Genomic DNA, 20,103 nt, shown 5'->3' with positions numbered 1-20,103 from the left:
GAGACCCCCGGTTCTCGCCGAGACCCCGTCCTGTGGACGACCGCAAGACGGGGTCTCGGCGACAAGACGGGGTCTCGGCATCAGCAAAGGACTTCATCATGACCACTCCCACGGCACCCCCGACCACCGCTCCGACCGAGACCGCCCAGCAGGGACCGGCCCTGCACATCACCGGGCCGCTGCGCGACCGCTTCGACGAGATCCTCACACCCGAGGCGATCGCGTTCCTCAGCGAGCTGCACCACCGCTTCGCGGGCCGTCGGCACGACCGGCTCGCCGACCGCATGCGCCGCCGCTTCGAGATCGGCAACGGCCACGACCCGCGCTTCCGCGACGACACCCGCCACATCCGCGATGACGCCGACTGGCGCGTCGCCGGTGCCGGCCCTGGACTCGAGGATCGCCGCGTGGAGATCACCGGACCGACCGACCCGAAGATGACGATCAACGCGCTGAACTCCGGCGCGAAGGTCTGGCTCGCCGACCAGGAGGATGCGACGAGTCCCACCTGGGCGAACGTGATCGGCGGGCAGTTGTCGCTGCGCGACGCCATCCGCGGTGAGCTGACCTTCACGAACGAGGCAGGCAAGACCTACGAGGTCACCGCAGAGCAGACGCCGACGATCGTGATGCGACCGCGCGGCTGGCACCTCACCGAGAAGCATCTGACATTCATCGACCGCACCGGCCGCAGCATGGCGGCATCCGCATCGCTCGTCGACTTCGGGCTGTACTTCCTGCACAACGCGAAGGCGCTGATCGAGGCGGGCCGCGGCCCGTACTTCTACATCGCCAAGCTGGAGTCGAGCGAAGAGGCCAGGCTGTGGGATGACGTTTTCACGTTCAGCGAGGACTACATCGGTATCGAGCACGGCACGATCCGCGCGACCGTGCTCATCGAGACGCTGCCGGCCGCGTTCGAGATGGAGGAGATCCTGTTCGAGCTGCGCGATCACTGCGCGGGCCTGAACGCCGGGCGCTGGGACTACATCTTCTCGATCATCAAGAACTACCGCGGCCGCGGTGCACGCTTCGTGCTGCCCGATCGCAGCGAGGTCACGATGACCGTGCCCTTCATGCGCGCCTACACCGAGCTGCTCGTGAAGACGTGCCACACACGCGGCGCCTTCGCGATCGGCGGCATGAGCGCATCGATCCCCAATCGACGCGATCCCGAAGCGACGGCCACGGCCCTCGAGAAGGTCGCAGCCGACAAGAAGCGCGAAGCCGCAGACGGGTTCGACGGCACCTGGGTCGCTCATCCTGATCTGATCCCGACGGCGCAGGCCGAGTTCGACGCGGTGCTCGACGGGCGCCCGAACCAGCTCGACCGTCAGCGCGACGACGTGAGCGTGCGTGCGGAGGATCTGTTGGATCTGCGCATCGGGCGCCCGATCACCAGCAAAGGCGTGCGCGACAACGTCTCAGTGGCGATCCGCTACATCGAGGCGTGGTTGCGCGGGCTCGGCGCCGTCGCGATCGACAACCTGATGGAGGACGCCGCGACAGCGGAGATCTCGCGTTCGCAGGTGTGGCAGTGGATCCACCAGGATCGCACCACCGAGGACGGCACCGGCATCACCCCGGAGTACATCGAGGGCCTGATCACCGATGTGCTGGCCGAGGCGACGCGTTCAACCGGAGACCGGTTCGACGACGCCGCCGAGGTGTTCCGCGAGGTGTCGCTCGGCGCGGAGTTCCCCGCGTTCCTCACGACGTCGGCCTACGCGAAGTTCCTGGTCGAGACGGACTGACCGCGGTCGCACGGCGAAGCACGGTGATCAAAGAAGAGTTTCCGGGCTCAGGATCGACCGAGAGCCCGGAAACTCTTCTTTCGTCGTGCCCGGCTCGTGCCGGGGCGGTGGCAGTCGGTGGCCGGCGGGGGTCAGCCGATCTCGCCGGCGACCACCGTCTCGGCGAGCGCATGCACGCGCGGCAGGTGGTGGGCGGCGTAGAAGTCCGCATCGCGCAAACGGGCGGCATCCGCGTCGGACGCTGTTTCGTGACGGGCCACGGCGACAGTCGCGAGCGCATGCATCCAGCCACCGGCGAGGGTGCCGAGCAGCATGAGGTACGGAACGCTGACGGCATACGCGTCACGAGGGGAGCCCTCGAAACCGAGCACAGCATCGGTCGCGCGGCGGGCGGAGTCGAGCGCGCGGGTGAGGCGCTCGGCGAGAGGTGAGCCATGCAACGCGGCCACGGTCACCTCGATCTCGGCGAACAAGTCGGCGACGGTCGCGCCCTGATCACGCAGCACCTTGCGCCCGATGAGATCGTTCGCCTGGATCGCCGTGGTGCCTTCGTAGATCGGGACGATGCGGGCGTCGCGATAGTGCTGCGCGGCTCCGGTCTCCTCGATGAATCCCATGCCGCCGTACACCTGGATGCCGTCGGAGGTCACTCGCAGCGCCTCTTCGCTCGCCCACCCCTTGAGGATGGGAACGAACAGCTCGGCCATGCGGAGGACGTCTTCACCGTTGTCCGCACGATCGAACAGGTCGCCGACGAAGACCGAGAGCGCGCGCATGGCGAACACCTGGCTCGATATGGAGCCCAGGATCCGGCGCACGTCAGGATGCTCGGCGATCGACGTGCCTGCCGGTCGATCGAGGACCCGTCCCTGCAGCCGGGCCGCGGCGTACTCGGCGGCGCCCTGGTAGGCACGGTGCGAGATGCCGGTGGCCTGATGACCCATGCCGATGCGGGCGGAGTTCATCATCACGAACATCCCGGCGAGCCCGCCGTGCAGTTCTCCGACCAGATACCCGGTGGCGTCCTCGTATGACAGCACGCACGTCGGACTCGCGTGGATGCCGAGCTTGTGCTCGATCGCGACCGTCTCGATCCGATTGCGCTCCCCCAGCGACCCGTCGTCATTCACGAGAGTGCGTGGAGCGACGAACAACGAGAGGCCCTTGGCTCCGTCGGGGGCACCGGCCGTTCGTGCGAGCACGAGGTGGACGATGTTCTCCGCCGCGTCGTGGTCACCCCAGGTGATGAAGATCTTCTGACCGCTGAGCGACCACGATCCGTCGTCCCTCGCGGTGGCGGTCGTGCGGATCGCGCCGAGGTCGGTGCCGGCATCCGGTTCGGTGAGATTCATGGTGCCGGTCCACTCGCCGCTGACGAGCTTCGTCAGGTACGTCTCGCGGAGATGCTCGGATGCCGCGGCATCGAGCGCATGGATGGCACCGGAGCTCAGCATCCAGCACAGCGCGAACGCTGCGTTCGAGGCGTTCCAGATCTCGCCGAGTCCTGCGCCGACGGATGCCGGGAGACCGTCGCCCCCAGCGGATTCAGGGGCGGTCGCAGTCACCCAGCCCGCTTCGACGAGCGCCTGGTACGCCTCGGCGAAGCCGTCCGGCAAGTGCACCTCGCCCTCGCGGAGCTGGGCGCCGGTCTTGTCGCCTGACGCATCGAGAGGGGCCAGCACCTCTGCGGCGAACTCGCCCGCACCGGCGATGATCTCGACGGCGTCTTCGGCTGTGATCTCGCCGCCCGATGCCGTGGCGACGATATCGCGGCCGAAGGCCTCACTGAAGAGGAAGGCGTAATCCGCGACGGGCGGGACGTACGGGATGTTGGCGGTCATCGACGGCTCCTGACGGTGAGAGACTCCGAATCATCATAACTGAGACTGAGTTTCACGGCCAGACGCTGCACCTGTGGATAACGCGCCCGGCGCAGACCGGGTGCTGGTTAAGCTCGCCGTCATGTCGACCATCGCTCCCAGGCGCCGCATCGAGGCGCGCATGCGGCGCATCGCCTCTCTCGTGCTCAGCGCAGCCTGCGGGGTGATCCTCGTCGGGAACGTCGTGCTGTTCGTGGAGCGCCCCTCGACGTTCTTCACCGATGGGGCGTTCGGGCTCGCACCGATGCCCGCCGTGATCGTGCACGCACTGTGGTGGACACCCGCCGCCGCAGCCGTGGCTGTGCTCGTCGTCGGGACCATGCCCGAAGCGGCGAAAGGCTCGCCGCCTGTCGATCAGCTCCCCAGGCGACTGCCCATGATGGCCGCAGTGGTCACGCTCTGCGTCGCAATCGCGTTCATCGCCATCCCCACCGTCGTGTTCGTCACGTCGGTCGCGTCCGTCCTTCTCCTATCGATCCTCTGAAACAACGCGGCCACCCTCGAGCAGGGGCACCACCTCACACCCGCTGATGCATCCGAGTAGCATCTGAGGTGTGACCGAACGCGCTCCTCTCTCCCGCAAACTGTCCGCCATCGCCGAGTCCGCGACCCTCAAGGTGGATGCCAAGGCCAAAGCGCTGAAGGCGGAGGGCAAGCCCGTCATCTCGTACGCAGCAGGTGAGCCCGATTTCGCCACCCCGCAGTTCATCGTGGATGCCGCCGCCGAGGCGCTCGCCGACCCGGCGAACTATCGGTACACCCCTGCAGCCGGCCTGCCCGCGCTGCGCGAGGCCATCGCTGCCAAAACTCTGCGCGACTCCGGCCTCGAGGTCTCCCCCAGCCAGGTGATCGTCACGAACGGCGGCAAGCAGTCCGTCTACCAGGCGTTCCAGACCGTGCTGAACCCGGGCGATGAGGTGCTGCTGCCTGCGCCCTACTGGACGACCTATCCCGAGGCGATCGCTCTGGCCGACGGCATCCCTGTCGAGGTCTTCGCCGGCGCCGACCAGGACTACAAGGTCACCGTCGAGCAGCTCGAGACCGCACGAACGGAGCGCACCACCGCGCTCGTGTTCGTCTCGCCCTCGAACCCCACCGGCGCGGTCTACACCGCGGAGGAGACCAGGGCGATCGGCGAATGGGCCGTGGAGCACGGCATCTGGATCATCTCGGACGAGATCTACCAGAACCTCACCTACGAAGGCGTCAAGGCCACGTCGATCGTGGAGGCGGTTCCGGATGCTGCGGCGCAGACGATTCTCGTCAACGGTGTGGCCAAGACCTATGCGATGACCGGCTGGAGAGTCGGCTGGATGGTCGGCCCGTCCGATGCGATCAAGATCGCCGGAAACCTCCAGTCCCATCTGAGCAGCAACGTGAACAATGTGGCGCAGCGCGGGGCGATCGCCGCCCTGAGCGGTCCGCAGGACGAGTCGGAGCGCTTCCGCGAGGCGTTCGACCGTCGTCGACGGCTGATCGTGTCAGAACTGTCGAAGATCGAGGGGGTGCGCGTACCGAATCCGCTCGGTGCGTTCTACGTGTACCCGGACGTGCAGGGTCTGCTGAACCGGACCTGGGGCGGTGTGACGCCGACGACGTCACTCGAGCTCGCGGATCTGATCCTTGAGCAGGCTGAGGTCGCTGTCGTACCCGGCGAGGCCTTCGGCCCTTCCGGATACCTGCGCCTCTCGTACGCGCTGGGCGACGAGCAGCTGCTCGAGGGCATCCAGCGCCTGCAGCGCCTGTTCGCGTAGTCCGCCGCCCTCGCCCGTCTGCTACTCCTGGTAGCCGATGAGCCAGCGGATGCCGTAGCGATCGGTCACCTGGCCGTCGAAGTCACCCCATGGCCGCTTCTGGAGACGGTCGATGTTCGTGCCGCCCTCCGACAGACGGTCGAACCAACGCCGCAGTGTCTCGGGCTCTGCCGTGCCGAGAAGCGAGAAGGTCGCTCCGACGATGTGCACGGCATCCTGGTCGGGACCGGCATCCGAACCGAACAGCTCGACCACGCCCGAGACCATGCCGTGCGCGATGGCGTCAGCGGGCCCGTCGGTGCGACTGAACTGCTCGTTCGTGAAGAGCGACAGCTCGCCGCCGAACACACCGTGGTAGAAGGTCAGGGCCTCACGGGCGTTGCCGGGAAAGAAAAGGTACGGGACGAGTCCACTCATGCGGGCGAGTGTAGCGCGAAGGTCGTACAGCGCGACCCGTCTACAGTTCGACGTCGATCAGCACAGGTTCGGGCTGCAGCAGCAGACCGAACTCGCCCTGCACACGTGCCTGGATGAATCGGGCGAGCTCGGCGAGCTCTGCGGCCGTCGCTCCTCCCCTGTTCGTCAGCGCCAGCGCGTGCTTGGTCGATACCCCAGCGCGTGAGCGCGGCAGACGGAATCCCTTCGAGATGCCGGCGTTCTCGATCAGCCACGCGGCGCTCACCTTCACGTCGCTGCGCACGGTCTGCGTCGGTGGGATGTGGCCGTCGTATGCGCCCAGAGGGATGACGGTCACGGCATCCAGATCGGGGGTGACCGGCCATCGCGGGCACTCCGGTGGCAGCTGAAGAGCCACCGACTCCGGCACGATCGCGTTCTGGAAGAAGGATCCGGCGCTCGAGGTGTCCGGGTCCTCGGGGTTGAGCAGCATCCCCTTGTCCGCACGAATCCGCAGGATCTGCTCGCGAACCCAGGCCAGCGGCACCGCTTGCTCGGCGGCGGCGCCTGTCAAGCCGAGCGCGCGCCGCAGCTGCTCGCCGTGCACGACGCGCCCCGCGCTCCCGACCTCGGCGAGGTCCAGGGTCACGGAGAGGATCACGGCCCGCCTCAGCGGCACCCCGCCGTAGTGGTGCTTGAGCACGGAGGTGCGGAAGCCGAGTCCGAGCTCGGATGCCGGTACCGTCGACACCTCTCCGGTCGACTCGTCGATCATCTCGACCTCGACCAGCGTCGACTGGATCTCCTGCCCGTACGCCCCGACGTTCTGCACCGGCGCAGCCCCGACCGTTCCTGGAATGCCGCTCATCGCCTCGATGCCGGCGAGCCCGTGCTCGACGGTGTGGGCGACCAGGGCATCCCAATCGTGTCCGGCCTGCACGCGCAGGCGTGCGCGGCCCTCGTGCGGTGACGGCAGATGCTCGATGCCCGATGTGAGCACACGGATGACGACGCCGTCGAAGGACTCGTCGCCCGCGAACAGGTTCGACCCGCCGCCCAGCACGAACCACTCTTCTCCTCGTGCCCATGTGTCCCGCAGCGCGTCGACGAGGTCGGGGGTGCTCGTCGCGTCCAGCATCCGCTCGGGCGCGGCGCCGGTGCGCAGCGTCGTCAACTGCGCAAGAGGAATGGGAGTGATCTCGGTCATCGGGCGGCTCAGAGCGCGACGCGCAGCTGGGCTTTGACCAGCACTGTCGCTTCGGCGAACGTGACCTTCAGGTCGATGCGTGCCGAGGTCTCGTCTGTCGCTCCGACTGTGGCGCGCACGTGCACGTCCGCTCCGGCGTCCGGATCGACGACCACCGGCTTGGTGAAGCGCACCCCGTAGTCGAGGATGCGAGCGCCCGGTTCCAGCGCTGCGACGACCACCGACGATGCGATCCCCATGGTCAGCATGCCGTGCGCGAGCACGCCGGGCAGCCCGACGGATGCTGCGACGTCGTCCCGGTAGTGGATCGGGTTGAAGTCTCCTGAGGCGCCGGCATAGCGCACCAGTGATTCGCGGGTGAGGTGGACGGTGCGCTCCGCGATGACGTCTCCGACGGTGTAGCTCATGCTTCGCCCTCCGCGTCGTTGTCGTCAGATCCGACGAGCAGCACACTGGTCGCGGTCACGACGTGCTCGCCCGCGGCATCCGTGATCAGTGCCTCGCTGGTGATCATGGCGTTGCCCGCCATCATGCGGATGCCGGTGACCTTGAGCCGTCCCGACAGCTCATCGCCGGCGACGATCGGCCTGGTGTAGGCGAACCGCTGCTCCGCGTGGATCGTGCGCGCGAGCACGATCCCGGAATCAGGCTCGCTCAGCAGCTGCTGCAGCGTCTGGTCCTGGATGACCATCGCGAACGTCGGCGGGGCGACGACATCGGCATGACCGAGCGCTCGTGCCGCGTCGACGTCGGTGTGCAGCGGAGCGTCGGCGAAGACGGCGCGCGCGAACTCGCGCACCTTCTCACGACCGACCAGGTAGGGCGGGGTCGGCGGGAATTCTCTGCCGATCAGTTCGGAGTTCACAGGCACCCCTCGAGTCTACCGACCGGACGCTGGGGGCCCGGCGTCAACGCTCGACGACCAGCCCTGACGTCTACCCCCGGCGTCCGCGAGAACGAAGAGCCTTGATCGCCATCTGCACGGCGATGACGAGGAGGTATGCCGCGAACAGCATGTTGCCGAGGAACGGGTCGATCAATGTCGCGAGCCACGCACCGAGCGCGGTCGTGGTGCACGCCGAGACGCCGATGATGCCGGCCGCGAGAAGGTCGACGTTGCGATGGCGGAGGTTTCCGATCGTGCCGGAGATCGCAGTCGGGATCATCATCAGCAGCGAGGTGCCCTTCGCCTCGAGGTCGCTCGTGCCGAATACCAGCATGAGCACGGGGACGACGATCACTCCGCCCCCGACACCGATGAGCCCGGCGATGATCCCGGTGAGCACGCCAACGAGAGCGAGTCCTGCGCCGTTGATCCAGCCGAGTTCGAACTCGGCTGCGCGGGACGGGATGACGAGGAACAGGCTGATGATCACGAGCACGAGGAATCCGACGAAGCACCAGCGAAGCACGCTCTGCGAGATCCGCGGCAGAAGTCGCGTGCCCACCTGGGCGCCGATAACGGCACCGGCGGCGAGGATCAGTGCGGGAATCCATGCAACGGATCCGGATGCGGCGTACGAGATCACGCCGACGCTCGCGGTCGGCACGATCGCCGCGAGCGAGGTGCCGGCCGCGAGCCGCTGGTCGAAGCTCAAGAACAGCACGAGCAGCGGCACGATGACCGTACCGCCGCCGACGCCGAAGAGGCCGGACAGCAGGCCCGCGATCAGGCCGATCACGACGAAGGTCACGTAGGCGCGGGGGCCGCGGATCCTCGGGGCGAGTTCGTCAGAGGTTCCAGGCACCATGTCAGACTATCGCGCGGGCGACCGGCACCCGGCATCCGGCCTTCACAGACGCAAGAAGGCCCGCCGTCCCTGAACGGGATGGCGGGCCTTCGTGGCGGAAGTTCTCCGTGGCGGCGTATTACTTGCCGGCCTCGACGAATCCTGCGGCCTCAGCGGCCTCGGCGGTGCGGAACCAGACCTCGGCGACAGTCGCGTCGTACCACTGTCCGTCGGGGCGGTGGAACTTCATCGAGTCCTTGTTGCCCTTGATGTCGAAGCCCTCAGGTGCGGAGCCGTCCTCGTTCGGAGCGGCGGAGTCCTCACCGAAGCCGCCGTCGACGATTGCAGCGGCGGCGGCAGTCTCAGCGGCTGCGCCCTCCTCCTGCGACTCGGCACCGGCGTCAGCAGCAGCATCGGCCTTCGGAGCCTCTTCGGCCTTCGGCGCCTGCTCCGCCTTCGGGGCAGCCTTGGCTGTGGCCTTCTTCTTCGGCGTGACGGGCTCGAGAACGAGCTCGATCACGGCCATGGGTGCGTTGTCACCCTTGCGGTTGCCGACCTTCGTGATGCGGGTGTAGCCGCCCTCACGGTCAGCCACCTGCGGCGCGATCTCGGAGAACAGGATGTGCACGACTTCCTTGTCACCGATGATCGACAGCACCCGGCGACGGGCGTGCAGGTCGCCGCGCTTGGCGAACGTGATCAGTCGCTCGGCGAGCGGACGCAGGCGCTTGGCCTTGGTCTCGGTCGTCTTGATCGACTTGTGGGTGTACAGAGCAGCTGCAAGGTTGGCGAGCAGCAGACGCTCGTGGGCGGGGCCGCCTCCGAGGCGGGGACCCTTGGTGGGCTTAGGCATATTGATCTAACTCCTGGTCAGAATTTCGGGAAGGTCAGAAGGACTCGTCTTCGCCTGCGCCGTAGAAGTGGGCGCCGTCGAAACCGGGCACCGAATCCTTGAGCGACAGACCGAGCGAGATGAGCTTGTCGCGCACCTCGTCGACCGACTTCTGGCCGAAGTTGCGGATGTTCATGAGCTGCGTCTCGGACAGTGCCACGAGTTCGGACACCGTGTTGATGCCCTCGCGCTTGAGGCAGTTGTACGAGCGGACCGACAGGTCGAGGTCCTCGATCGGCATCGACAGCTCGCTGGAGAGCACGGGCTCCACAGGTGCCGGGCCGATCTCGATGCCCTCAGCCTCGACGTTCAGCTCGCGGGCCAGACCGAACAGTTCGGTCAGGGTCTTCGCGGCCGACGCGACGGCGTCGCGCGGGAGCATGCTGTTCTTCGTCTCGACGTCGAGGATCAGCTTGTCGAAGTCGGTGCGCTCACCGGCGCGAGTCGCCTCGACGCGGTAGCTGACCTTGAGAACAGGCGAGTAGATCGAGTCGACGGGGATCTGCCCGGCCTCGGCGTACTCGTTGCGGTTCTGGGTCGCCGACACGTAGCCACGGCCACGCTCGATCGTGAGCTCGAGCTCGAACTTCGCGGTGTCGTTGAGCGTCGCGATGACGAGCTCGGGGTTGTGCACCTCGACACCGGCCGGAGCCGAGATGTCAGCGGCGGTCACTTCGCCTGCACCGGTCTTGCGCAGGTACGCGGTGATGGGCTCATCGCGCTCTGACGAGACGACGAGCTGCTTGATGTTGAGGATGATCTCGGTGACATCCTCCTTCACGCCGGGGATGGTGCTGAACTCGTGCAGCACACCGTCGAGGCGGATGCTGGTGACAGCAGCGCCGGGGATCGACGAGAGAAGGCTGCGACGCAGTGCGTTGCCGATGGTGTAGCCGAAGCCGGGCTCGAGCGGCTCGATGATGAATCGGCTGCGATCCTCGGCGATCTTTTCCTCGGTCAGTGTGGGACGCTGTGCAATGAGCACTCTGTGTTCCTTTCGATCACATGCCCGCTATATGACATGTGGTGGGGTGAGGTCTTGAGTTGTGGAAGTCAGTGCCCTGAACGGGCGGAGAGTCGCCCGCCCTCAGGCGAGCGACTCGACAGCCGGGTTCAGACGCGACGGCGCTTCGGCGGACGGCATCCGTTGTGCGCCTGCGGGGTGACGTCCTGGATCGAACCGACCTCGAGGCCTGCGGCCGTCAGCGAGCGGATCGCGGTCTCGCGGCCGGAGCCCGGACCCTTCACGAAGACGTCGACCTTCTTGACGCCGTGCTCCTGCGCCTGGCGGGCGGCCGACTCAGCAGCCATGCCTGCGGCGTACGGGGTCGACTTGCGCGAGCCCTTGAAGCCCACTCCACCGGACGATGCCCAGCTGATGACAGCGCCGGACGGGTCGGTGATCGAAACGATCGTGTTGTTGAACGTCGACTTGATGTGGGCCTGGCCCAGCGCGATGTTCTTCTTTTCCTTGCGGCGCGGCTTGCGCGCGGCGGCCTTGGGTGCAGCCATGAAAGTCTTCTCCTAGTCCCTGGCCGCTGCTTAGCGGGCCTTCTTCTTGCCGGCGACGGTGCGCTTCGGGCCCTTGCGGGTACGGGCGTTGGTCTTGGTGCGCTGACCGCGGACGGGCAGGCCACGACGGTGGCGGATGCCCTCGTACGAGCCGATCTCGACCTTGCGGCGGATGTCTGCGGTGACCTCGCGGCGCAGGTCACCCTCCACCTTGTAGTTGCCTTCGATGTAGTCACGAAGGGTGATCAGCTGCTCATCGCTGAGGTCCTTGACGCGGACCGACTCGTCGATCTCGGTCGCCTTGAGGATCTCGACGGAGCGGGTACGGCCGATGCCGTAGATGTAGGTAAGGGCGATCACCACGCGCTTGTCGCGCGGGATGTCAACGCCGGCAAGACGTGCCATGCGGTTCTCCTGGGATGTGCAGAGGTGTGGAGCAGAATTTGGACCCGGGCCTCTTTCCCGAGGTGTCACCCACTCGCGTGGGATCTTGATCCTGCCTTTGTGTGTTCAGTTGTGAGTCGACTCTGGGAGATCAGCCCTGGCGCTGTTTGTGCCTGGGGTTGCTCTTGCAGATGACCATGACGCGGCCGTGACGACGAATCACCTTGCAGTGATCGCACATGGGCTTGACGCTGGGCTTGACCTTCATTGTGTTCCTGTTCGCTGTCTTCGTGCACGCCTGGCGGCGCGCCGTTACTTCTCGACCGATCAGCGGTAGCGGTAGACGATACGGCCGCGAGTGAGGTCGTAGGGGCTGAGCTCCACGACCACGCGGTCTTCGGGGATGATGCGGATGTAGTTCTGCCGCATCTTGCCGGAGATCGTTGCAAGGACCTTGTGCCCGTTGCTGAGCTCAACGCGGAACATCGCGTTGGGCAGAGCCTCGGAGATCACGCCCTCGATCTCGATGACACCGTCTTTCTTAGCCATAGCCTCGCTGACGCTTCTGCAGACCGGTCGATCTGCGGTGGATGGGTGATGTGGTGCCGCACCGGACGGACATGCCGAGGCACAGCGCAAGGCACCAACGGTCTATCTTATCCGTCCGGATGCCATCCGGCAACTTGAGCTCAACGACTGCGTCGCAGGATCAGCCGAGCAGCTTCTCCATCTCGGTGATCTCGCCGGCCTGCAGGTCGAGGCGCTTGCCGTTGACCTCGACTGTCGGGGTGCCCTTGATGTCGTGCGCGTTGGTCTGCGCGTCGACGAAGTCCATGTAGGTGCCGTCGGCGATGCAGTCGGCGGCAGCGCCTGCTCCGGTCTGCTCCGCGAGAGCGGTGAGCTCATCGTCCGAGAGGCCGGCGGAGTTCTCCGCCGGCTGGTTGGCGAAGAGCTCGTTGAAGAAGTCGAGGGTCGCATCGGGCGCCTCGGCCGCGACGCAGTACATCGCGCCACCCGCGCGGGTCGAGAACTCGGTGTTCTGCGAGAGGCGGTTCAGGATCGACACCGGGTGGATGTTCAGCGTGATGTCGCCGTTGGCCGCGGCGGTCTGCAGCTGCTCACCATAGGATTTCTCGAAGTCACCGCAGATCGGGCACATGAAGTCGACGTAGGTGTCGACGGTGTCCTCACCGTCGCCGAAGACGATGGCTCCGGTCTCCTCGTTGACGATCGCGCTCTGCGGCGCGGTCCCCGGGTCGTTGGCCTGGTTGTTGAGGAAGACCACGAGGCCTCCGAGCACGACGAGAACGACGACGACCGCGATCGAGATGCCGATCGCGAACCAGTTGGTGTTGCTCTTTGCTGCTGCCATTGCTGTTCGTTCTCCTGGTACTGGACGCCATGGGGGCGGAAGATGCTGCGGGGGGACGTATCCATCGTCCCTGCAAAGTCTATGCACCCGTTGTGAGCGCCGCCCGCCGGTCCTGCACGTCCCTTAGCGTCGAGACCGACTTTGCAACACCACACCGAGCTGAAGAGGGTCGGTCTCGTGCCACGAACTCGGTCTCGTCCGCCCCCGCAACAGGTCAGCGCCAGGACTTCGCACGTGGTCGACTTCTGAGCGTTCCGAGCATCGCGGCCTGTGGCGGTCGCACGCGCGGGACGCGAGCGCCTTCCAGCGCATCACACAGAGGCGACACCTTCCATGCGTCGGCCAGCTCCCATCGCGCGAACGGGTGCCGATGACGCCGCAGCCTGTCCTCCCGACGCTTCTCTTCCCTCAGCCGTGCCGCTGCCGTCTCCGGATTCTCGAGTGCGTACTTACCCCACCCGTCGGCCTCACCTATCGCGCCGGAGGATGGGAAGTAGAAGTCCGTGCGATCGAGATGGCCCTCGTAGCGGAACTCGCGCTGCAGTTCGGGCTTCTCGAATCCGCACCACGCGATGACGGCGCGGCTGATGCTCTCGGCCGGCGACTCAGACGATGCATCCGCCTGGTCCCAGACCCACCGCATCTTCGCTCGACCGCGGGCGCTCTCGAACTCGTGGCCGCGTGCGATCAGCGGTTCCATGAGCAGCGTTCCGCCCTGAACCGGTGAGATCGCCGCATCGGCGACAGCGAGCGCGTCCGCAGGGTTCATGACTCTGACGAGGTCGATGATCGTGTCGAGAAGCGTGGTGACGCACGTCGCGCCGACCTGCGTCAGTTGGCGCGGGTCGCAACTGGCGTGGATTCTGATGTCGCCATACCGCTGAGAGGACGCAGCATCCGGATCGTAGATATGAAGGTACCTGCACTCACCGAACTGCGGGATGCCGTGGAGCACCCCCGCCGACTCCAGGCAGAGGATCGCCTCCGGGTGCGTGCGCAGGTACGCATGCACCCGCACGCTGTACCTTTGCCAGCCAGGCAGAGCGACGTAGTGATCCTTGTCCACGTACACGCCTTTGCGCACACGCAACCATCGCGCAGCCTCCAGCCGGATTCCCAGCATCCGAGCCTCGTCGCGCGTGTACAACGGTATCGGCGACGCGAGCTGTGCGCGGTCGGCCAAAGCGAAAGGCATACGCCGATCTTGAACGAGCAGCACTCTGCTCAGTGCCCGAGAACCCGCGTTCCGTGGAGAACTCCCCCACCCACGCATCCGTGCAGAACGGGCCAGCCTGTCGAGACCGACTTTCTGGCACGAGACCGCGCTAGGCTGACTCGGTCTCGCGCCGCAAACTCGGTCTCGCGAAAAACGGCAGGGCGGCAGGGCGGCAGGCCAGCAGCGCGCGAGGCTACGCCAGGGGCGTGGGCGTGACGCCGAAGGGAGCGAGGCCTGCGGCCCCGCCGTCGGGAGCCGTCAGCACCCAGATGCCGTCCGCGTGGCGGGCGACGCTGTGCTCCCAGTGCGAGCCGTCAGTGCCGTCGACGGTCGAGACCGTCCAGTCGTCGTCCTCGATGTACGTCGCCTCGCCGCCGGCCGTGACCATGGGCTCGATCGCCAGCACGAGCCCCGGCTTCACGTCTGGACCGGGGTCGGGCGTGCGGTAGTTGAAGACGCTGGGCGCCTCGTGCATCTTGCGACCGATGCCATGGCCGACGTACTCGCGAAGGATGCCGTAGGTCTCCCCCGACACCTCCGAGACGCCCTGCGCCTCGATGTAGTCCTGGATGGCCGCGCCGATCTCACCGATGTTGGCCGCAGACGCCATCGCGGCGATGCCGGCCCACATGGATCCCTCGGTCACGCGTGACAACTCTTCACGCGTCTCGACGAGCGAGGGGCGGGTCGGATCAGGCACCACCACGGTGATCGCGCTGTCGCCGTTCCAGCCCTGGAACTGCGCTCCGCAGTCGACCGAGACGATGTCGCCGGGCTGCAGCACACGATCACCGGGGATGCCGTGCACGACCTCTTGGTTCACGGAGACGCAGATCGTGTGGTGGTAGCCGCGCACGAGCTGGAAGTTCGACTCAGCCCCGCGGGCCCGGATCGTGCGGTTGGCGATCGTGTCGAGCTCGAGCGTCGTGACGCCCGCGCGGATCAACGGCCGCACGGCATCGAGTGCCTCTGCGGTGATGAGCCCTGGCTCGATCATCGACTGCAGCTGGGCAGGCGTCTTGTAGATGGAACGGCGGAACATGTCGAACAGGCGATCAGGCGGCGGCGGCCACGAGCCCGCGAGCGGTCAGCGCAGCGAAGATGCGTGCCGTGATCTCATCGAACGAACCGACCCCGTCGATCCGGTCGACGATGCCACGCTCGCCGTACACGTCGAGGATCGGAGCCGTCTCGCTCTCGTAGATGTCCAGACGATGAGCGATGCCCTCTTCGGTGTCATCCGCTCGACCCTGCTCGGCTGCGCGGACGCTCAGCCGCTTGATGCTCTCCTCGCGAGGGACGTCCAGAAGGATGACCGCGTCGAGAGCCTCACCACGAGCGCCGAGGAACTCATCGAGGTGACCGACCTGCACGGCGTTGCGCGGGTACCCGTCGAGGAGGAACCCGGAAGCGGCGTCCTCCTGCGAGAGGCGATCACGCACGATCTCACTCGTCAGTTCATCAGGTACAAGGTCGCCACGAGCGGTGATCTCGCTGACCTGCGCTCCGAGATCGGTGCCGCCCTTGATGTTCGCGCGGAAGATGTCACCGGTGGAGACCACCGGGACACCGAACGCCTCGGCGACGCGCACGCCCTGCGTGCCTTTGCCGGAACCCTGCGGGCCGACGATGAGAAGTCGAGCGGATGCTGTCAACGGAGAAGCCCTTCGTAATGGCGCTGCTGGAGCTGAGCGTCGATCTGCTTGACGGTCTCCAGCCCCACGCCCACGATGATGAGGATCGATGCGCCACCGAACGGGAAGTTCTGGTTGGCGCCGACGGTGGCCAGAGCGATCAGCGGGATGAGCGCGATCAGGCCGAGGTAGATCGACCCGGGGAACGTGATGCGGGTGAGCACGAAGTCCAAGTACTCGGCGGTCGGACGACCGGCACGGATGCCGGGGATGAACCCGCCGTACTTCTTCATGTTGTCGGCGACCTCGACAGGGTTGAACGTGATCGCGACGTAGAAGTAGGTGAAGCCGATGATCAGCAGGAAGTACGCAGCCATGTAGAGCGGCTGGTCACCTGTGGTGAAGTTCTGCGAGATCCACACGACCCACGGCGCCGGCTCGCTGCCGTCCTGCGGGGTGTTGAACTGCGCGATGAGCATCGGGATGTACAACAGCGAAGAAGCGAAGATGATCGGGATGACACCCGCCATGTTCACCTTGATCGGGATGTACGTGTTCGTTCCGCCGTAGGTGCGGCGACCGACCATGCGCTTGGCGTACTGCACGGGGATCCGTCGCTGCGACTGCTCGACGAACACCACGAGGCCGGTGACGACGATGCCGACGGCGAGTACGAGCAGGAACACCTCGAGGCCGTTCGACTCGAAGATCGCCCACATCGCTGCCGGGAAGGTCGCTGCGATCGACGTGAAGATCAGCAGCGACATGCCGTTGCCGATGCCGCGCTCGGTGACGAGCTCGGCGAACCACATGATGAGGCCGCAACCTGCAGTCATCGAGATGACGATGAGCAGCTGCGCCCACCAGACGTCGTTCGTCAGAAGCTGCTGGCATGCGGCGATGTCGGTCGTGCCGAACAGCTGACCGCTGCGAGCGACCGTGACGAGCGTCGTCGACTGCAGCAGCGCAAGAGCGATCGTGAGGTACCGCGTGTACTGGGTCAGGCGGGCCTGGCCGGCCTGACCCTCTTTGTGCAGCGCCTCGAAGTGCGGGATGACGACGCGCAGAAGCTGCGTGATGATCGTCGCGGTGATGTACGGCATGACGCCGAGCGCGAAGATCGACAGCTGCAGCAGAGCGCCGCCGGAGAACAGGTTGACGAGGCTGAGCAGCCCCTCGGTGCCGGCGTTGAGACGCAGACACTCCTCGACGTTCGGGAAATGCACGAACGGAGCCGGCACATGGGATCCGAGCCGGTAGATGGCGATGATCGCCAGTGTGAAACCGATCTTCCGACGCAGGTCGGGCGTGCGGAAGATCCGCGCGATAGCGCTAAACAAGGGCGTTCCTCCTGAAAGGTTGCCGTTCCGCGGAGGAAAGGCTGAAAGACCAGGGTAACGCACGAGAGGGGCCGGAGAATCTCCGACCCCTCTTGCGCAATGGTTACTTGACGGATCCGCCCGCAGCCACGATCTTCTGCTCGGCAGAACCCGAGACCTTGTCGACCGAGACGGTGAGCTTCACGGCGATGTCGCCGTTTCCGAGAACCTTGACCTTCTCGTTCTTGCGAACAGCACCCTTGGCGACCAGGTCGCCCACGGTGACGTCGCCACCGGAGGGGTACAGTTCCGCGAGCTTCTCCAGGTTCACGACCTGGTACTCGACGCGGAACGGGTTCTTGAATCCGCGCAGCTTCGGGGTGCGCATGTGCAGAGGCATCTGCCCACCCTCGAATCCGACGCGAACCGTGTTGCGGGCCTTGGTGCCCTTGGTACCACGACCGGCGGTCTTACCCTTGGAACCCTCACCGCGACCGACACGGGTCTTCGCAGTGTTGGCGCCGGGGACCGGACGCAGGTGGTGCACCTTGAGCACACCGGGGCGGGATGCCGGAGCATCCGCCTTCGGCGCGGCCTTCTTCGCGGCGGGCTTCTTCGCAGCAGCCTCGCTCTTGGGCGCCTTCGCGTCGGCAGCGGCCTTTGCAGGCGCCTTCTTCGCAGCGGGCTTCTTCTCAGCCGCAGCCTTGGGAGCGGCAGCCTTCTTCGGGGCCTTCTCGGCCTCGACGGCGTCGTTCTTCTCAGCCATTAGTCGATCTCCTCAACCTTGACGAGGTGTGCGACGGTCTTGACGTAGCCGCGCGTCTGCGCGTCGTCGGGGCGGACGGTGCTGTCGCCGATCCGCTTAAGACCGAGGCTGCGCAGCGTGTCACGCTGATACTGCTTCTCGCTCACCTTGGACTTGATCTGGGTCACCTTCAGACGGGCGGCCATCAGGAACCTACCTTCGCTGCGGCCGCAGCGGCGGCCTTTGCCTCGTTGCGGATGATGATGTCCGGAACGACGGCGTCGTACTCGAGGCCACGGCGAGCCGCGACTGCACGAGGCTCCTCGAGGCTCTTCAGCGCCGCGACGGTCGCGTGCACGATGTTGATCGTGTTCGACGAGCCGAGCGACTTGGAGAGGACATCGTGGATGCCTGCGCACTCGAGCACCGCGCGGACGGGACCACCGGCGATAACACCGGTACCGGCAGCAGCCGGACGCAGCAGAACGACGCCTGCGGCGGCCTCGCCCTGAACCGGGTGCGGAACCGTGGTGCCCACGCGGGGAACACGGAAGAAGTTGCGCTTGGCCTCTTCGACACCCTTGGAGATGGCCAGAGGCACCTCGCGGGCCTTGCCGTAGCCGACACCGACCAGACCGTTGCCGTCGCCGACGACCACGAGAGCGGTGAAGCTGAACCGACGTCCACCCTTCACGACCTTCGAGACGCGGTTGATGGTGACGACGCGCTCCAGGAACTGGTTGTCGCCACGATCGCGGGAGTTGCGGTCACGGCCTCCCTGGTTGCGGTCACGGCCGCCACGGCGACCTTCGCGCGCGGGCTCTGCCTGAGTCGTGCCGGCAGCCGTCTCGGAGACGACAGCGGCCGCCTCTGGAGCGGCAGCAGCCGTTTCGGTCACTTCGTTCTCCTTGTTGTCACTCACAGTGCCAGCCCCCCTTCACGGGCGCCGTCGGCGATGGCCGCGACGCGGCCTGCGTAACGGTTGCCACCGCGGTCGAAGACGACCTCGGTGACGCCGGCTGCCTTCGCACGCTCGGCGACGAGCTCGCCGACCTTGCGTGCCTTGGCGGTCTTGTCACCGTCGAACGAGCGCAGCTCGGTCTCGAGCGTGGATGCCGAGGCGACGGTGTGGCCCTTGCTGTCATCGACCAGCTGGACGAAGACGTGGCGAGCCGAACGGTTGACGACCAGGCGCGGACGCGCCTCGGTGCCGATGACCTTCTTGCGAAGGCGTGCGTGACGACGCGCGCGGGCGTCAGACTTTGACTTGAGAGCCATGGTTACTTACCACTCTTTCCGGCCTTGCGACGCACGATCTCGCCGGCGTAGCGCACGCCCTTGCCCTTGTACGGCTCGGGCTTGCGGATCTTGCGGATGTTGGCAGCTGCCTCACCGACAGCCTGCTTGTCGATACCACTCACGGTGACCTTGTTGTTGCCTTCGACCGTGAAAGTGATGCCGGCGGGCGGGTCGACCAGCACGGGGTGCGAGAAGCCGAGGGCGAACTCGACCGAGCTGCCCTTCTGCTGCACGCGGTAACCGGTACCGACGACCTCAAGACCCTTGGTGTAGCCCTGGGTCACGCCGATGATGTTGTTGTTGATGAGCGTGCGGGTCAGGCCGTGAAGCGACCGTGACTCGCGCTCGTCGTCGGGACGGGAGACAACCACCTGGTTGTCCTCGACCGCGACCTCGATGGGGCTGGCCACGTTCAGGGTGAGCTCACCCTTGGGGCCCTTCACCGCGACCGCACGACCGTCGACCGAAATGGTGACGTCCGAGGGGATCGAGATGGGAAGTCGTCCAATACGCGACATTTCGAATTACCACACGTAGGCGAGAACTTCTCCGCCCACGCCCTTCTGCTCAGCCTGACGGTCAGTGAGAAGACCGGAGGAAGTGGACAGGATGGCCACGCCGAGGCCGCCGAGGACCGTGGGCAGCTCGGTGGACTTCGCGTAGACACGAAGGCCGGGCTTCGACACGCGCTTGATGCCCGCGATCGAACGCTCCCGGTTGGGGCCGTACTTCAGCGTGAGAGTGAGGTTCTGGCCGACGCGTGCGTCAGTGACCTCCCAGCCGGAAATGTAGCCCTCCTGCTGGAGGATGTCAGCGATGTGCGTCTTGAGCTTGCTCGACGGCAGGGACACGGAGTCGTGGTGTGCCGAGTTCGCGTTGCGCAGACGGGTCAGCATGTCTGCGACCGGGTCTGTCATTGTCATGAGTGTTTTCCTTTGTTCATGAGGTTTCGGCTGCCGTTACACGACAGACGACCTTCTATGATTCGCAATCTTCAATTGTAAGCGCA

General features: G+C 66.1%; 26 protein-coding genes. 3 read left to right on the top strand and 23 right to left on the bottom strand.

All coding sequences use genetic code 11. From position 1 onward, the window contains the following. The first annotated feature begins 98 nt into the window (after positions 1-98). Positions 99-1,754, top strand: coding sequence for a malate synthase A (gene aceB / locus ACP7AR_RS17345; RefSeq protein ID WP_426188513.1), 1,656 nt, complete (start codon positions 99-101; stop codon positions 1,752-1,754). Between the two features lie 131 nt (positions 1,755-1,885). Here the strand turns inward: aceB and ACP7AR_RS17340 are convergent, their stop codons facing one another. Continuing rightward, positions 1,886-3,595: an acyl-CoA dehydrogenase gene (locus ACP7AR_RS17340; protein WP_426188511.1), complete on the bottom strand. Its 1,710-nt coding sequence runs from the start codon at positions 3,593-3,595 to the stop codon at positions 1,886-1,888. Between the two features lie 121 nt (positions 3,596-3,716). On the opposite strand from ACP7AR_RS17340, the gene ACP7AR_RS17335 reads away from it, so the two are divergent. Both ACP7AR_RS17335 and ACP7AR_RS17330 read left to right on the top strand, forming a co-directional pair. Further along, on the top strand, positions 3,717-4,118 hold the full coding sequence (locus ACP7AR_RS17335) for a hypothetical protein (protein ID WP_426188509.1): 402 nt from the start codon (positions 3,717-3,719) through the stop codon (positions 4,116-4,118). 70 nt (positions 4,119-4,188) lie between these two features. Continuing rightward, positions 4,189-5,388, top strand: a complete 1,200-nt coding sequence (locus ACP7AR_RS17330) for a pyridoxal phosphate-dependent aminotransferase (protein WP_426188507.1) — start codon at positions 4,189-4,191, stop codon at positions 5,386-5,388. A 21-nt stretch (positions 5,389-5,409) separates the two neighbouring features. Here ACP7AR_RS17330 and ACP7AR_RS17325 read toward each other — a convergent pair whose 3' ends face one another. From ACP7AR_RS17325 to rpsH, 22 genes are all read right to left on the bottom strand, one after another. Then, entirely contained in the window at positions 5,410-5,805 is a 396-nt protein-coding gene (locus tag ACP7AR_RS17325) for a VOC family protein (RefSeq protein WP_426188505.1), read from the bottom strand. A 40-nt stretch (positions 5,806-5,845) separates the two neighbouring features. Continuing rightward, positions 5,846-6,991 (bottom strand): UDP-N-acetylmuramate dehydrogenase, encoded by a 1,146-nt coding sequence (locus ACP7AR_RS17320; protein ID WP_426188503.1) that lies wholly within the window; start codon positions 6,989-6,991, stop codon positions 5,846-5,848. 8 nt (positions 6,992-6,999) lie between these two features. Beyond that, entirely contained in the window at positions 7,000-7,398 is a 399-nt protein-coding gene (locus ACP7AR_RS17315) for a MaoC/PaaZ C-terminal domain-containing protein (protein ID WP_426188501.1), read from the bottom strand. Next, a complete protein-coding gene (locus ACP7AR_RS17310; RefSeq protein WP_426188499.1) occupies positions 7,395-7,862 on the bottom strand; it encodes an FAS1-like dehydratase domain-containing protein in 468 nt (155 codons plus the stop codon). Before ACP7AR_RS17310 ends, ACP7AR_RS17315 begins: the two co-directional genes overlap by 4 nt. A 64-nt stretch (positions 7,863-7,926) precedes the next feature. After that, positions 7,927-8,742: a sulfite exporter TauE/SafE family protein gene (locus ACP7AR_RS17305; RefSeq protein WP_426188497.1), complete on the bottom strand. Its 816-nt coding sequence runs from the start codon at positions 8,740-8,742 to the stop codon at positions 7,927-7,929. 118 nt (positions 8,743-8,860) lie between these two features. Continuing rightward, a complete protein-coding gene (gene rplQ / locus ACP7AR_RS17300; RefSeq protein WP_426188495.1) occupies positions 8,861-9,574 on the bottom strand; it encodes a 50S ribosomal protein L17 in 714 nt (237 codons plus the stop codon). A gap of 34 nt (positions 9,575-9,608) precedes the next feature. Beyond that, complete coding sequence (locus ACP7AR_RS17295; protein WP_033106076.1) at positions 9,609-10,598, bottom strand: DNA-directed RNA polymerase subunit alpha; 990 nt, start codon at positions 10,596-10,598, stop codon at positions 9,609-9,611. A gap of 128 nt (positions 10,599-10,726) precedes the next feature. Then, positions 10,727-11,125, bottom strand: a complete 399-nt coding sequence (gene rpsK / locus ACP7AR_RS17290; protein ID WP_033106075.1) for a 30S ribosomal protein S11 — start codon at positions 11,123-11,125, stop codon at positions 10,727-10,729. Between the two features lie 30 nt (positions 11,126-11,155). Beyond that, positions 11,156-11,530, bottom strand: a complete 375-nt coding sequence (rpsM, locus tag ACP7AR_RS17285; RefSeq protein ID WP_426188492.1) for a 30S ribosomal protein S13 — start codon at positions 11,528-11,530, stop codon at positions 11,156-11,158. Between the two features lie 130 nt (positions 11,531-11,660). Further along, complete coding sequence (gene rpmJ / locus ACP7AR_RS17280) at positions 11,661-11,777, bottom strand: 50S ribosomal protein L36 (protein WP_188434530.1); 117 nt, start codon at positions 11,775-11,777, stop codon at positions 11,661-11,663. 59 nt (positions 11,778-11,836) lie between these two features. Further along, the gene (gene infA, locus ACP7AR_RS17275; protein ID WP_017201569.1) at positions 11,837-12,058 is read right to left on the bottom strand and encodes a translation initiation factor IF-1; all 222 of its coding nucleotides are present in this window, start codon (positions 12,056-12,058) and stop codon (positions 11,837-11,839) included. Positions 12,059-12,218: 160 nt separating this feature from the next. Continuing rightward, positions 12,219-12,881 (bottom strand): DsbA family protein, encoded by a 663-nt coding sequence (locus ACP7AR_RS17270; protein ID WP_426188490.1) that lies wholly within the window; start codon positions 12,879-12,881, stop codon positions 12,219-12,221. Positions 12,882-13,095: 214 nt separating this feature from the next. Continuing rightward, positions 13,096-14,076, bottom strand: coding sequence for a hypothetical protein (locus ACP7AR_RS17265; RefSeq protein ID WP_426188488.1), 981 nt, complete (start codon positions 14,074-14,076; stop codon positions 13,096-13,098). Positions 14,077-14,290: 214 nt separating this feature from the next. Beyond that, positions 14,291-15,139, bottom strand: a complete 849-nt coding sequence (gene map / locus ACP7AR_RS17260; RefSeq protein ID WP_426188486.1) for a type I methionyl aminopeptidase — start codon at positions 15,137-15,139, stop codon at positions 14,291-14,293. A gap of 13 nt (positions 15,140-15,152) precedes the next feature. Further along, positions 15,153-15,752: an adenylate kinase gene (locus ACP7AR_RS17255; protein ID WP_426188484.1), complete on the bottom strand. Its 600-nt coding sequence runs from the start codon at positions 15,750-15,752 to the stop codon at positions 15,153-15,155. Beyond that, a complete protein-coding gene (gene secY / locus ACP7AR_RS17250; RefSeq protein ID WP_426188482.1) occupies positions 15,749-17,071 on the bottom strand; it encodes a preprotein translocase subunit SecY in 1,323 nt (440 codons plus the stop codon). Before secY ends, ACP7AR_RS17255 begins: the two co-directional genes overlap by 4 nt. 103 nt (positions 17,072-17,174) lie before the next feature. After that, positions 17,175-17,816: a 50S ribosomal protein L15 gene (rplO, locus tag ACP7AR_RS17245; protein ID WP_426188480.1), complete on the bottom strand. Its 642-nt coding sequence runs from the start codon at positions 17,814-17,816 to the stop codon at positions 17,175-17,177. Then, positions 17,816-18,001 (bottom strand): 50S ribosomal protein L30, encoded by a 186-nt coding sequence (rpmD, locus tag ACP7AR_RS17240; protein ID WP_259062281.1) that lies wholly within the window; start codon positions 17,999-18,001, stop codon positions 17,816-17,818. Before rpmD ends, rplO begins: the two co-directional genes overlap by 1 nt. Then, on the bottom strand, positions 18,001-18,693 hold the full coding sequence (gene rpsE / locus ACP7AR_RS17235; RefSeq protein ID WP_426188477.1) for a 30S ribosomal protein S5: 693 nt from the start codon (positions 18,691-18,693) through the stop codon (positions 18,001-18,003). The genes rpmD and rpsE overlap by 1 nt, the downstream gene beginning before the upstream one ends. Before the next feature lie 20 nt (positions 18,694-18,713). Then, positions 18,714-19,073: a 50S ribosomal protein L18 gene (gene rplR, locus ACP7AR_RS17230; protein ID WP_426188475.1), complete on the bottom strand. Its 360-nt coding sequence runs from the start codon at positions 19,071-19,073 to the stop codon at positions 18,714-18,716. A 2-nt stretch (positions 19,074-19,075) separates the two neighbouring features. After that, complete coding sequence (gene rplF / locus ACP7AR_RS17225; RefSeq protein ID WP_033106065.1) at positions 19,076-19,612, bottom strand: 50S ribosomal protein L6; 537 nt, start codon at positions 19,610-19,612, stop codon at positions 19,076-19,078. 6 nt (positions 19,613-19,618) lie between these two features. Then, positions 19,619-20,017 carry a 30S ribosomal protein S8 gene (rpsH, locus tag ACP7AR_RS17220; RefSeq protein ID WP_259062283.1) on the bottom strand — a complete coding sequence of 133 codons (399 nt, stop codon included), beginning with the start codon at positions 20,015-20,017 and terminating at the stop codon, positions 19,619-19,621. Positions 20,018-20,103 lie beyond the last annotated feature (86 nt).

It is taken from the genome of Microbacterium sp. TWP3-1-2b2, from assembly GCF_049896145.1.
In the GTDB taxonomy this organism is placed as follows: Bacteria; Actinomycetota; Actinomycetes; order Actinomycetales; family Microbacteriaceae; genus Microbacterium.
The sequence above is the reverse complement of the archived record's forward strand: the minus strand, read 5'-3'. Positions and strand labels throughout refer to the sequence as shown.